The 12,646-nt window shown below is 52.1% G+C and carries 13 protein-coding genes; 11 read left to right on the top strand and 2 right to left on the bottom strand.

Annotated features, from left to right (window positions below; genetic code table 11):
* The first annotated feature begins 5 nt into the window (after positions 1 to 5).
* The 5 genes from PUR_RS14965 to PUR_RS14945 all read left to right on the top strand — a co-directional run bounded on the left by PUR_RS14965 (position 6) and on the right by PUR_RS14945 (position 4,628).
* Complete coding sequence (locus PUR_RS14965) at positions 6 to 1,259, top strand: methionine gamma-lyase family protein (RefSeq protein WP_179035939.1); 1,254 nt, start codon at positions 6 to 8, stop codon at positions 1,257 to 1,259.
* Positions 1,260 to 1,363: 104 nt separating this feature from the next.
* Entirely contained in the window at positions 1,364 to 1,774 is a 411-nt protein-coding gene (locus tag PUR_RS14960) for a MerR family transcriptional regulator (protein WP_019910684.1), read from the top strand.
* A gap of 30 nt (positions 1,775 to 1,804) precedes the next feature.
* Positions 1,805 to 3,133, top strand: a complete 1,329-nt coding sequence (gene glnA, locus PUR_RS14955) for a type I glutamate--ammonia ligase (protein ID WP_179035938.1) — start codon at positions 1,805 to 1,807, stop codon at positions 3,131 to 3,133.
* 296 nt (positions 3,134 to 3,429) lie between these two features.
* A complete protein-coding gene (locus tag PUR_RS14950; RefSeq protein WP_179035937.1) occupies positions 3,430 to 4,350 on the top strand; it encodes a glycoside hydrolase family 25 protein in 921 nt (306 codons plus the stop codon).
* The gene (locus tag PUR_RS14945) at positions 4,350 to 4,628 is read left to right on the top strand and encodes a holin (protein WP_179037930.1); all 279 of its coding nucleotides are present in this window, start codon (positions 4,350 to 4,352) and stop codon (positions 4,626 to 4,628) included. Before PUR_RS14950 ends, PUR_RS14945 begins: the two co-directional genes overlap by 1 nt.
* A 218-nt stretch (positions 4,629 to 4,846) precedes the next feature.
* Here PUR_RS14945 and PUR_RS14940 read toward each other — a convergent pair whose 3' ends face one another.
* Both PUR_RS14940 and lexA read right to left on the bottom strand, forming a co-directional pair.
* Positions 4,847 to 5,185 carry a L,D-transpeptidase gene (locus tag PUR_RS14940; protein ID WP_179035936.1) on the bottom strand — a complete coding sequence of 113 codons (339 nt, stop codon included), beginning with the start codon at positions 5,183 to 5,185 and terminating at the stop codon, positions 4,847 to 4,849.
* A 160-nt stretch (positions 5,186 to 5,345) separates the two neighbouring features.
* Positions 5,346 to 5,972, bottom strand: a complete 627-nt coding sequence (gene lexA, locus PUR_RS14935) for a transcriptional repressor LexA (RefSeq protein ID WP_179035935.1) — start codon at positions 5,970 to 5,972, stop codon at positions 5,346 to 5,348.
* Between the two features lie 180 nt (positions 5,973 to 6,152).
* Here lexA and PUR_RS14930 point away from each other — a divergent pair, with 180 nt between their 5' ends.
* The 6 genes from PUR_RS14930 (at position 6,153) to metH (ending at position 12,587) form a co-directional block, all read left to right on the top strand.
* Positions 6,153 to 6,569, top strand: a complete 417-nt coding sequence (locus PUR_RS14930; protein WP_179035934.1) for a LysM peptidoglycan-binding domain-containing protein — start codon at positions 6,153 to 6,155, stop codon at positions 6,567 to 6,569.
* Positions 6,570 to 6,743: 174 nt separating this feature from the next.
* Positions 6,744 to 6,953 carry a DUF896 domain-containing protein gene (locus PUR_RS14925; protein WP_179035933.1) on the top strand — a complete coding sequence of 70 codons (210 nt, stop codon included), beginning with the start codon at positions 6,744 to 6,746 and terminating at the stop codon, positions 6,951 to 6,953.
* A 47-nt stretch (positions 6,954 to 7,000) separates the two neighbouring features.
* Complete coding sequence (locus tag PUR_RS14920; RefSeq protein ID WP_179035932.1) at positions 7,001 to 7,525, top strand: hypothetical protein; 525 nt, start codon at positions 7,001 to 7,003, stop codon at positions 7,523 to 7,525.
* Positions 7,526 to 7,566: 41 nt separating this feature from the next.
* Positions 7,567 to 8,352: an HAD family hydrolase gene (locus tag PUR_RS14915; RefSeq protein ID WP_179035931.1), complete on the top strand. Its 786-nt coding sequence runs from the start codon at positions 7,567 to 7,569 to the stop codon at positions 8,350 to 8,352.
* Positions 8,353 to 8,613: 261 nt separating this feature from the next.
* Complete coding sequence (locus PUR_RS14910; RefSeq protein ID WP_179035930.1) at positions 8,614 to 9,036, top strand: FixH family protein; 423 nt, start codon at positions 8,614 to 8,616, stop codon at positions 9,034 to 9,036.
* A 113-nt stretch (positions 9,037 to 9,149) separates the two neighbouring features.
* Positions 9,150 to 12,587 (top strand): methionine synthase, encoded by a 3,438-nt coding sequence (gene metH / locus PUR_RS14905; RefSeq protein WP_179035929.1) that lies wholly within the window; start codon positions 9,150 to 9,152, stop codon positions 12,585 to 12,587.
* Positions 12,588 to 12,646 lie beyond the last annotated feature (59 nt).

Here is a 12,646-nt window from a genome sequence, read left to right as displayed (position 1 = left end):
CGGAAATGTCATTGTTTGCAGAAGATATTTTACAGGCGGCGGAAGCGGCCGAAGCGGAAATTCAGGAGGCGGTCAGAACTCTTGACCGGATTGTGGATTTCAACCAATGGAAAGTGATTGAGGCGTTCCAGCGCCATCAGGTCAGCGATTTTCACTTTGCAGGCTCCACTGGGTACGCATACAACGATAGAGGACGGGAGGTGCTGGACCTAGTCTATGCGGATGTGTTCGGTGCGGAAGCCGCGCTGGTGCGGCCCCATTTCGCTTCGGGAACGCATACGATTTCAACGGCGCTGTTCGGCGTACTCCGGCCGGGGGACGAGCTGCTGTACATTACCGGGCGGCCTTATGATACGCTGCACAAGGTGATTGGCAAACCTGGGGACGGTACGGGTTCCCTCGCGGATTTCGGTATAACCTACCGGGAAGCGGCGCTGACCGAAGAGGGGGAAATCGATTGGGCGGAGGTTGCGCAGAAGCTTACCCCAAGAACAAAGGTAATTGGCATCCAGCGGTCGCGCGGCTACGACTGGCGTTCGTCCTTTACGGTTAGGCAAATCGGAGAAATGACGGCCAAAATCAAGGAGATGGCCCCGGACGTTGTCGTCTTCGTCGATAACTGCTACGGCGAATTCACGGAGAAGCTGGAGCCGACCCAGGCCGGCGTGGATCTCATGGCCGGCTCCTTGATTAAAAATCCAGGCGGCGGCATTGCCGAGACTGGCGGATATATTTGCGGCAAGAGAGACCTGGTCGAACTTGCGGCCTTCCGGCTTACTGCGCCGGGAATCGGCGGCGAAGTCGGGGCAATGCTGGGGACGACCCGGGGGCTGTACCAGGGCCTCTTTATGGCGCCCCATACGGTAGGACAGGCTCTTAAAGGCAGCATCTTTGCGGCAGCGGTATTTGAACGCTGCGGGTTCACCACCAAGCCTGCTTGGCGTGAGCAGCGGACTGATCTTATCCAGGCGATCGCTTTTGACGGACCTGAGCATTTGATCGCTTTCGTCCAGGGAATCCAGCGGGCCGCGGCTGTGGACAGCCATGCCGTGCCTGAACCGTGGGATATGCCGGGCTATGAGCATCCGGTCATTATGGCAGCGGGAACCTTCATTCAGGGCGGCAGCCTGGAATTGTCTGCGGACGCCCCGATACGTGCGCCTTACATCGGATACATGCAGGGAGGATTGACCTACTCACATGTAAAGTACGGTGTGCTGATGGCCCTGCAGAGCATGCGCGAACGCAAATTACTGTAAATGGATCATAATAAGTTGTGAGTATATCTTACATACCATTGACACGTCATAGCCGGAAATGTACAATGAGATGAGAAAAAGATCATTGGAAGGTTGGATGAGTCATGGGTGATGAAATCCGCAGAAATATGGCGTTATTTCCAATTGGAATTGTAATGAAACTTACCGATTTGTCCGCGCGGCAAATCCGCTATTATGAGCAGCATAGTCTGATTGTTCCGGCGCGCACCTCGGGCAACCAGCGATTATTCTCTTTTAACGATGTGGAGCGCTTGCTTGAAATCAAGGCATTGATTGAAAAAGGAGTCAATATTGCCGGCATCAAACAGGTGATGAATCCGGTATCCAAGGAATCCGAAGAAGCAACCGTCATTACCCCCGACACGGAAGTCCGGCGGCGCGAGCTGTCCGATTCCCAGCTCCACAGGCTGCTTAAGCAGGAGTTGGTTTCCGGTAAAAGACCGGGGCAAGTATCTCTCATTCAAGGGGAGTTATCCCGGTTTTTCAATAAATAACATACAGAAGCGCGAAAGGGAGAGGGTATAGTGAGCTTTTCTAAAGAAGATATTTTGCGCATTGCCAAGGAAGAGAACGTCCGGTTTATTCGGCTCCAGTTCACCGACCTGCTCGGTACGATCAAGAACGTGGAAATTCCCATCAGCCAACTGGAGAAGGCGCTGGACAACAAGATGATGTTCGACGGCTCTTCCATTGAAGGCTATGTTCGCATCGAAGAATCCGATATGTATTTATATCCCGACCTCGACACTTGGGTGATCTTTCCTTGGGTGACGGAAGACCGCGTAGCCCGTCTTATTTGTGATGTCTATATGCCGGATGGAACTCCGTTTGCCGGTGATCCCCGCGGTATTTTGAAGCGCTGCCTTAAAGAAGCGAATGAAATGGGCTTTACGGCTATGAACGTTGGACCTGAACCTGAATTTTTCCTGTTCCAGACTGACGAGAAGGGCAATCCGACGATGGAACTGAACGATCAAGGTGGATATTTCGATCTGGCTCCGATGGATCTCGGTGAGAACTGCCGCCGCGAAATCGTTCTGACCCTGGAGGAAATGGGCTTTGAAATCGAAGCTTCCCACCATGAGGTCGCTTCCGGGCAGCATGAAATCGACTTTAAATATGCAGACGCGATCAAAGCCGCCGACCAGATTCAAACCTTCAAGCTGGTTGTGAAGACGGTTGCCCGCCAGCACGGACTGCATGCTACGTTTATGCCGAAGCCGTTGTTCGGAATGAACGGTTCGGGAATGCACTGCCATCAGTCCCTGTTTAAAGGCAGTGAGAACACCTTCTACGATGAAAGCGATGAGCTTGGCCTCAGCGACACCGCGCGCAACTACATGGCGGGTCTGCTGAAGCATGCACGGGCGTTCGCCGCAATCACGAACCCTACGGTGAATTCCTACAAACGTCTGGTGCCCGGCTATGAAGCGCCTTGCTACGTTGCCTGGTCGGCCAGCAACCGCAGCCCGATGATCCGCATACCGGCTTCCAGAGGACTGAGCACACGCGTTGAAGTCCGGAATCCGGACCCAGCAGCCAATCCGTATCTGGCGCTTGCGGTTATGCTGAGAGCCGGTCTCGACGGCATCAAGCGTCAGCTTGATCTTCCTGCACCTATCGACCGGAATATTTACATTATGTCCGAAGAAGAACGGATCGAGGAAGGCATTCCGAGTCTGCCAGCCGATCTGAAGGAAGCGTTGAACGAGCTGATCCGCAACCCCGTTATCACCGACGCGCTTGGCGAGCATGCCCTTGCCCATTTCTATGAGCTGAAGGAAATCGAATGGGATATCTACCGGACGCAGGTTCATGACTGGGAGAGAAACCAATACATCACGTTGTACTAAGACACGAAACCCTTGGCGCTTTAAGCGCCGGGGGTTTTTTCTATTGAGGGAAAATGTTTTTTCTTTTCTTGACTTGAGGGACAAAGTGAACACGCCGAATGCAGGCGTGTTTTTATTTTGCCCTTGTATACACGGGGACTATCTTTCTGAGAATTACATCAATGACCAGGCTGCTTGCGACGATTGCTTTCATTTAGATGAACACGGTTAACTCGTGCGTTATGTTTTAGGGCGGCATAGAAGTCCAAGCATTACGCCGGTGAACGGAATTTAATAGATAGAGAGGATGTGAATTTATGAAAGCACGTAACAGCAAAAACGCCCAAGGGATCGATATTTCACACCATAATGGAAGCGTCAACTGGGCCAAAGTCAAAGCGGATGGCATCTCCTTCGCGTTTCTTAAGGCAAGTGAGGGCCAGACATATAAGGACGACACTTTTGAAGATCATGTCAAAAATGCAAGGCAAGCCGGCATATTGGTAGGGGCTTATCACTTTGTCAGAGCGGTGAGTGAGGCAGATGCCAAGGCGGAGGCGGCGAACTTCTACGCCGCGATCCGGGCGGCCGGTGGTATCGGCAGATTGGACCTGCCACCTGTGATGGATTATGAAAATAATCCCGGCAGCCTGAGCAAGCTGCAGATCAACGCCGTCGCCGCGGCGTTTCTCGCGGAGATTGAGCGTTTATCCGGCGTGCGCCCGATTGTTTATACAGGCAATTCATTTGCGGCCAACTTCGTGGCTGCCATCGGAAAATATCCGCTCTGGATTGCCCGGTACAGTACGGCGGCGCCGATGGAAACCACGGCTTGGTCCCGGTGGGATTTCTGGCAGTACAGTGACGGGCAGAGCGGCGGGCTGCGATCGAGCGGCAGCCGCAGAGTAGACGGTGTCAGTGGCTTCCCGGACCTTAACGAGTATGCCGGCACGCTTGAGGAGCTGAAAAAGAGATTCACAAAAACAAAGGAGACTGAGGATAAAGTGGCAGAACGGGATATTGACAAGGTGAGCGCTTGGGCAGAAAAGGCATGGGCTGAGGCAACGGCAAGCGGGTATTTCGATGGCACGCGCCCTGGTGCGCCGATTACGCGGGAAGAGACGGCGGCGGTAATTAAAAAGATGCGGACCAACTTCCTGCGGTTGATTGCCGGTAATGTGGCCGACATTGAAGCGCTTGAGCGGCGGCTGTCCAAAATTGAGAAGGATGACAAATGATGGATAATCAAAACTTAACAGACGTTCTGGCCTTTGCATCGGTCTTGTCCGTATTTGTGATGACCGCCGTGCAGCTTGTCAAGACGACGATCAACTTACCGAAAAAAGCCATTCCGCTGATCGGCGTCGGGATTGGCCTGCTCATCGGATGGGCGGCGTTTCCGTTTACGGATCTAGATTTGGCGCTGCGGCTGTGGTCCGGTGCGCTTGCGGGCCTGTCGGCTACAGGATTGTTCGAGTTGGTGTTTAATAATCGATCCGGTAATACGAAGGAATAAGAAATCGGCTCCCTTTCGGTTGTAACCGGTGGGAGCTTTCTATAGATTATAGCAATAAAAATCCTCTTTCGCGGAAGAGTCTTTTTTTGAATAAAGAACAATTGTTCGCATATAATAAATCCATGGAGGCGAATTAATATGGGACAAATTAGATCGAAGGTGTATTCCTGACTCGCATCAACTCAATCTGCCCGAAACGTTGAAAAACGCACACCCGGCTACTGCCGTATCGTGACCCTCGTATGCAGCGGAACGATCCGGGACAATGCGAGAACGTCTGTATTGTACATCCGGATGCAGCCATGCGAGACCAAATGGCCGATCGAACTGGGATCATTGGTTCCGTGAATGCCATAATGGGGCTTGGAAAGACCCATCCAGAGCACGCCAAACGGTCCGCCCGGATTAGCCTGTTTGTTAACAATCGTATATTCGCCGACGGGTGTCTGGGTAAGCATCTTACCGATTCCTACGGGGAATCCCCTCACGACCTTATTGTTATCCAACAAATACAGCTTGCGATCCGACAAATCGACAATGATCCGGTAATTGGGCATATCACAGCACTCCTTTACGGAATAAAGTATGCGGGGAGTACATACGCCGTGCTTTAGAATTTCAGCAAAACTCCGAGCTGCTCCGGACAATGTGATGTGTAGAAAAACATAAAAAAAGCGGCTCCGTTTACCGAAAGCCCGCCTTTTTCTCGTGACATGATTAATGAATGTCTCTAAATAATCCGATCACTTTTCCCAAAATACTCACCCGGTTAAGCCGAAGCGGCTCGTAGGACGGATTCTCGGGCTGGAGCCGAATATGATCGCGCTCCTTATAGAAAGTCTTGACGGTAGCCTCATCGTCTTCGGTCATAGCGACGACGATATCACCATTGTCGGCGGTCTGCTGCTGACGGACGATAACGTAATCGCCGTTCATGATACCGGCTTCAATCATGCTGTCGCCGATGACGGAAAGCATAAAGACCTTGTTATCTCCGACATAATGGGTGGGAAGAGGAAAATAATCCTCGATATTCTCCGTCGCGGTTATTGGCACACCCGCTGTTACTTTTCCGACTACCGGCACTCGTGCAATCGTCTGGACGAATTGATGAACATTCTCGGAATCTTCCTGACCCAGCAGCTCAATAGCTCGTGGTTTAGTGGGATCGCGGCGGATAAGCCCTTTCTTCTCCAGCCGGTCAAGATGTCCGTGTACGGTGGAGCTGGAAGCCAGACCGACGGCTTCGCCAATTTCCCGGACGGAGGGCGGATACCCCTTGCTGCGGACTTCGTTACGTATAAATTCCAGGATCGCCAGCTGGCGACTCGAAATTTTTGACATTGGAATACACCCCATCTATCTAGTAATGTTTGGGAGAATTATAACACAGAACCTCCGTTCGCACAAACGTAAGTTCTAAGATATAAGCGAACAATTGTTCGAAAAACCTCTTGATCGAAACACATGTTCGTGCTATATTATTTTTGCAAGCGAGAACAAGTGTTTGGAGGTCGATGATTTATGTTAAAATACAGTACATACCGCAGCATTTATAATGAAACTCCTGAACCCGCGGCGGCGGAACGAGGTTCTGTTTCTCACCATAGGAATCCATCTGAAAAATTCTCCAAAGTGGCCGGTACGAGAATCCATCCCTTTTCATCAGTACAAAATCTGTTCAAAATTGTTATTGTCCTTCTTCTGATTATTTCCGGATTTACCGTCGTGGGTCAGGTCTTTGCCAGTTCGGTATCTTCACCGCAGCAGGAGAAACGGGTCGTTGTGGAGCCCGGTGATACATTGTGGAGCATTGCGGTCAAGAATAAACCTTCCGATATGAGAACCGTCGTATATATTGAAGCGATTAAACGGTATAACGATATGAATGGGTCGGATATTGAGGCCGGCGTGGTATTATCGGTTCCCGTTTACAAATAACTGAACAGTGGATTCTTTATCCTATTAACATACAAGAGAGCTTTCAGGGGAGTTGCCTTGACAAGCTCTTTTTCTCATGGCAAAGTTAGAATGAATTTAAAGCTTGTTGCACCGGTTTAAGGACTATAAGGCCCACCGGAAAGAAGAGCAAACATCATTAGGAGGGAACATATTTTGAATATAGATGAACTGGTTAACCGCATTAATGAACTGGCGCGCAAACATAAGAACGAAGGACTTAATGAAGAAGAACTGGCAGAACGCGCGAAGCTCCGGGAAATATACCTTGGCAATGTCCGCCGCAACTTCCGGGCTCAACTGGATTCGATTGAAATTGTGGACAACGATGGAAATGATCAAGGCGGCAAAGGACCCTTGCACTAATCAGCCGTCTATTCATAGATATTTCAGGAAGACTAGGGGGAAATGAAATGGCCCGTTCTTGGGAAAGAATGGTTCAACGTAACTCGCAGCAGGTCAATAAGAAAAGAAAAAAGGAAGGTAAAGATTCGATCCATAGGTCAAGCCAGGCAGGCCAAACCGACGTGTATAGAGGACGGAATATCGTATTTCCCGTTCTTCTTGCGGGACTTGGGGCTTTGTACTGGATGATCGGCCAGTTTGATACCTCTTCCGGCAGCCCAAACAGCCTGGTGATGAATTGGGTTGGCGTTGTGCTCTATTTTGCGCTGGCGGCAATGATGTTCTTCCGTCGCCCTTATTTGAAAGTGGAGCGGGCGCGGGTATCCACCTTTAAGTTTAACCGCCAAAAGTTTCTGGACGCGGCGGACATCGAGAAGATTATCGTTTCGCGGAAGTCCGTCAGCATTAAGCCCAAAGCCAAACGGGGTCATTGGATATTCTCCCGGTTGATCAACCGTTACGATACGGTGGCCATGGGAGAGCGGATGGATCAGTTTGCCAAGTTAAACAAAATTCCGTTGGAAAACGAATAAACAAGCAATTATAAAGTTTAATATAGAGAGGGAGTAATGGAATGCCGATTGCCGCCGTACTGTTCGATTTGGATGATACCCTTTTGTGGGATGAGCGAAGCATTGAGGAAGCCTTTGAATACGCTTGTAAAGCGGCGGGTGAAGCCGTGGACCCCAAGGAACTTGAAGCTGCGGTCAGACGCGAAGCGAGAAGTCTCTATGAGTCTTACGAAACTTTTCCTTTTACGCAGATGATCGGAATTAACCCGTTTGAAGCGCTGTGGGCGAATTTTACGGCCGGAGAACAGGAACAGTTCCGGAAGCTGGAACAGCTTGCCCCAATTTACCGGAAGGAATCCTGGCGCCGCGGACTTGCGGCTGTGGGCATAGACGATGAGAGCCTGGCTGAGACGCTGGCTGCGCGTTTTGCTTCGGAACGGCGGGGCCGTCCTTATATGTATGAAGAGACGCTGGAAATCCTGACTGCGCTGCGCGGGCGTGTAAAGCTGCTGCTGCTGACCAACGGCTGTCCGGCCCTGCAGCAGGAGAAGTTGGATGGCGTACCTGAGCTGATTCCTTTTTTTGATCACATCGTCATATCAGGGACCTTTGGAAAAGGCAAGCCGGATGCGTCGATTTTCGAGCATGCGCTTAAGCGGCTGGAAATTGCTCCAGAGCAGGGAATCATGGTCGGCGACAAGCTCACGACAGATATCCGCGGCGGTTTGGCGGCCGGTCTTACAACGGTATGGATCAACCGTACCGGCAAACCATCCGACCCGGAAATTATCCCTCATTATGAAATTAAACATTTGTCGGAACTGCTTCCGCTGGTTGAGAGTCTCTAACACTATCAGTGATTTACTTCTTTTGGACCGGTATTCCTGTAATAAGGGATATCGGTTTTTATTTGAGAATTTTGCACAATGCCGATATGAATGGTTAAGCCGGTTGTGTGATAAATATCTCTTTTTTTATAGGTAAGGTGGCGTTTGATATCCCCCAAAGACGTTAATCCATGTATAATAGGATAGGTACACTTAACGCAGCATTAACGCAAGATGTAATCAAGCATCCATACCACACTTAGTCCACCTGGGGGGCTGCGTATGTCGAGATTAATCCTGAAGAAGATTGTGTACTCCATGGTTATTGCCGCAACGCTTACAGGCTGCTCTACCGGAGGGAACAATCACACGGCCATGGATATGTCCGAGATGTCAATGGAACCGATCAAGGTCGAGCTAACGTGGAGTCCAGCCGAGGCGACAGTCCATCAGGAGATAACCTTTGAAGCCAGAATAACCCAGGGCGGCGATGTGGTGGACGATGCCAATGAAGTATTATTTGAAGTCGTAAATACCGCCGATCCGTCAAAAAAGCTTGAGCTCACGGGACAGCCGGACGGAGAGGGGAAATATACGGCAGTGGGGGCGCTGGAGGAAGCAGGAACCTATAGTGTGACCTCGCATGCAACCGCGCGGACGCAGCACTCCATGCCGACAAAATCGTTGACCGTTAAGCCGCAATAAATGCCGGGAGACCGGCTGGAAATAAGACAGACTTGCAGAGTGGGCCGGGATACTTTCCGAATTCCCTTTATTCTGCTAAACTTACTCTAATGTTTTACTGGGGGGATTGGAAGTTGGCTAAACCTACACTTGCAGAAGCGCTGGAGCAGCGCATACTGATTCTAGACGGTGCTATGGGCACCATGATTCAGCAGGTTCCTTTGACTGGGGAAGATTTTGGCGGAGACGAGCTGGATGGCTGCAACGAAATGCTTGTGCTGACCAGACCCGAAGTCATTCGGGATATTCATGAAGCCTACCTGGAAGCAGGCGCCGATCTGATCGAGACGAATACGTTCGGGGCAACCTCGGTTGTGCTTGCGGAATACGATATTCCTCAAAAAGCGCGCGAAATCAATCTTGTCGCCGCTGCAATCGCCCGGGAAGCTGTTAATAAATATGATACTCCGGATCGTCCGCGCTACGTTGTGGGCGCAATGGGCCCGACAACCAAAACGCTGTCGGTTACCGGAGGCGTGACATTCAGCGAACTGACGGAAAGCTACGAAGAGCAGGCGATCGCGCTGATCGAAGGCGGCGTAGACGCCCTGATGCTCGAAACTTCTCAAGATACCTTGAATGTAAAAGCGGGCAGCATTGGCATTCGCAATGCATTCGAGAAGACAGGCATCACCTTGCCGGTTATGATTTCCGGGACGATCGAGCCGATGGGCACGACACTGGCCGGCCAGAACATCGAAGCCTTTTATATCTCGTTGGAGCATTTGAAGCCGATCTCCATCGGCCTTAACTGCGCGACCGGTCCGGAATTCATGCGGGACCATATCCGTTCGTTGTCCGCTATGGCCAAATCGGCGGTCAGCTGCTATCCGAACGCGGGTCTGCCCGACGAGAACGGGAACTACCACGAGTCGCCGGATTCGCTGGCGCGCAAGGTCGCGGCGTTCGCTGAGAAGGGCTGGCTTAACATCGCCGGCGGCTGCTGTGGCACTACACCGGAGCATATCCGCGCGATGGCGGACACCCTGTCGGAATATCCTCCGCGCCCTTTGAACGGAAGCCATCCGCCGGCATTGTCCGGAATCGAACCTGTATACATCGAGCAGGATAACCGGCCTTATATGGTCGGAGAGCGGACCAACGTGCTTGGCTCCCGCAAATTCAAACGGCTCATCGTTGAAGGCAAGTATGAAGAGGCTTCGGAAATCGCGCGCGCTCAGGTGAAGAGCGGGGCTCAGGTTGTGGATGTGTGCGTACAGGACCCCGACCGGGATGAAACGGAAGATATGGAGCAATTCCTGGAACTGGTCGTGAAAAAGGTCAAAGTTCCGCTTATGATCGATACGACCGATCCCAAGGTTATTGATCTTGCTCTGCAGTACTGCCAGGGCAAAGCGATAATTAACTCCATTAATCTTGAAGATGGTGAAGAAAAATTTGAGCACGTCACGCCGCTCATTCACAAGTACGGCGCGGCGGTGGTCGTCGGGACCATCGACGAAAGCGGCCAGGCCATCAAGGCGGAAGACAAGCTCGCGGTGGCCAGACGCTCCTATGATCTCCTCGTAGGCAAGTACGGCTTGTCGCCTGAAGATTTGATCTTCGACACGCTGGTGTTCCCTGTCGGCACAGGGGATGAACAGTATATCGGCTCGGCGAAGGAAACGATCGACGGTATCCGTCTGATCAAGGAAGCACTGCCGGGTGTCCATACCGTGCTGGGAATCAGCAACGTATCGTTCGGACTGCCGGAAGCGGGCCGGGAAGTGCTGAATTCCGTGTTCCTCTACGAGTGCACCAAGGCGGGACTGGATTATGCGATCGTCAATACGGAGAAGGTGGAGCGTTATGCCTCGATTCCGGAGGAAGAGCGCCGCTTGGCCGAAGATCTGATTTATAATACGAACGACGAGACGCTTGCCGTCTTTGTCGCCGCCTTCCGTGGCAAGAAAGTCGAGAAGAAGGAGAAGATCTCCAACCTGACTCTCGAAGAGCGTCTGGCTTCCTATGTGGTGGAGGGCAGCAAAGAAGGGCTGATCCCTGATCTCGACGAGGCGCTGAAGAAATACGGCGCGCTGGAGATTATCAACGGACCGCTCATGAGCGGAATGTCCGAGGTCGGGCGGCTGTTCAACAACAATGAGCTCATTGTCGCGGAGGTGCTGCAAAGCGCTGAAGTGATGAAAGCGTCGGTAGCCCATCTTGAGCAGTTCATGGAGAAGAACGAGAGCTCGGTCAAGGGCAAGATTCTGCTTGCCACCGTTAAGGGGGATGTGCATGATATCGGCAAAAATCTCGTCGAGATCATCCTCTCGAACAATGGTTATCAAATCGTCAATTTGGGTATAAAAGTACCACCGGAGACGATCATCGAAGCGTATAGACGGGAGAAAGCCGATGCCATCGGCTTGTCCGGCCTGCTCGTGAAGTCGGCGCAGCAGATGGTTCTGACGGCGCAGGATTTGCGTACGGCGGGAATAGACGTGCCGATTATGGTCGGCGGGGCGGCTCTGACCCGCAAGTTCACCAAGACACGTATCCGTCCGGAATACGACGGACTTGTGCTGTACGCCAAGGACGCCATGGACGGGCTTGATCTAGCCAATAAGCTGATGAACCCGCTGGAACGGGCCAAGATGGCCGAGGAGATGCGGGAGGAGAACGAGGCCGCTGCGGCTGCTCCGCAGAAACCGGAGCTTCCCCAGCTTACAAGAGCGGTGCGCTCGAATATATCACAGGATGCGCCGGTCTATATTCCGCCGGACCTGGAGCGGCATGTGCTCCGCAATTATCCGCTTGGCCACGTAATCCCTTATGTGAACATGCAAATGCTGCTCGGCCATCATTTGGGTCTAAGAGGCTCGGTCGAGGCGCAGCTGGCCGCAGGAGAATCCCGCGCGGTCGAATTGAAAGAGACAGTGGACGATCTGCTGCTTGAGGCGACGGTAAACGGAACGATCAGCCCGCATGCGATGTACCGGTTCTTCCCGGCTCAGTCCAGGGGCAATGATATTCTGATCTATGATCCTGAGGATACGGGAAAGGTTCTGCATACCTTTACTTTCCCAAGACAGCAGGTTGAGCCGTATCTTTGCCTGGCCGACTTCCTGAAGCCTGTGGACAGCGGCGTAATGGATTATGTCGGTTTCCTCGTGGTGACAGCGGGACACGGAGTACGCGAACTGTCCGAGGAACTGAAGAACAAGGGCGACTACCTGCGTTCCCATGCACTGCAAGCCCTGGCTCTTGAAGTCGCTGAAGGATTGGCCGAACGCGTCCATCATATGATGCGGGACACCTGGGGCTTCCCCGACTCGGCGGATATGACGATGAAACAAAGACACGGCGCCCGTTATCAAGGCATCCGCGTATCCTTCGGTTACCCGGCTTGCCCGGACCTGGAGGACCAAGGGCCGCTGTTCAAGCTGATGTCGCCCGAGGATATCGGAGTCCACTTGACGGACGGTTTTATGATGGAACCTGAGGCGTCCGTGTCTGCGATGGTTTTCGCCCATCCTGAAGCGCAGTATTTCAATGTGGAGAAAGCCTAAGCTTTTGGACAGAATAGTCTTAAGGGAACTTCCCGTTGTACCAGCCTCCCGGTTACGGG

The organism is Paenibacillus sp. URB8-2 (genome assembly GCF_013393385.1).
Classification (GTDB): domain Bacteria; phylum Bacillota; class Bacilli; order Paenibacillales; family Paenibacillaceae; genus Paenibacillus_AQ.
Note: the sequence above shows the minus strand (reverse complement) of the source record. Positions and strands in the feature narration are given on the sequence as shown.

What these genes read in the sequence shown, in the direction of transcription:
- lexA (WP_179035935.1), bottom strand. Translation starts at nt 5,972, where the DNA reads ATGTCAAAAATTTCGAGTCGCCAGCTGGCGATCCTGGAATTTATACGT.
- PUR_RS14910 (WP_179035930.1), top strand. Translation starts at nt 8,614, where the DNA reads ATGTCGAGATTAATCCTGAAGAAGATTGTGTACTCCATGGTTATTGCC.
- PUR_RS14950 (WP_179035937.1), top strand. Translation starts at nt 3,430, where the DNA reads ATGAAAGCACGTAACAGCAAAAACGCCCAAGGGATCGATATTTCACAC.
- PUR_RS14915 (WP_179035931.1), top strand. Translation starts at nt 7,567, where the DNA reads ATGCCGATTGCCGCCGTACTGTTCGATTTGGATGATACCCTTTTGTGG.
- PUR_RS14960 (WP_019910684.1), top strand. Translation starts at nt 1,364, where the DNA reads ATGGGTGATGAAATCCGCAGAAATATGGCGTTATTTCCAATTGGAATT.
- PUR_RS14965 (WP_179035939.1), top strand. Translation starts at nt 6, where the DNA reads ATGTCATTGTTTGCAGAAGATATTTTACAGGCGGCGGAAGCGGCCGAA.
- PUR_RS14920 (WP_179035932.1), top strand. Translation starts at nt 7,001, where the DNA reads ATGGCCCGTTCTTGGGAAAGAATGGTTCAACGTAACTCGCAGCAGGTC.
- PUR_RS14940 (WP_179035936.1), bottom strand. Translation starts at nt 5,185, where the DNA reads ATGCCCAATTACCGGATCATTGTCGATTTGTCGGATCGCAAGCTGTAT.
- PUR_RS14930 (WP_179035934.1), top strand. Translation starts at nt 6,153, where the DNA reads ATGTTAAAATACAGTACATACCGCAGCATTTATAATGAAACTCCTGAA.
- PUR_RS14945 (WP_179037930.1), top strand. Translation starts at nt 4,350, where the DNA reads ATGGATAATCAAAACTTAACAGACGTTCTGGCCTTTGCATCGGTCTTG.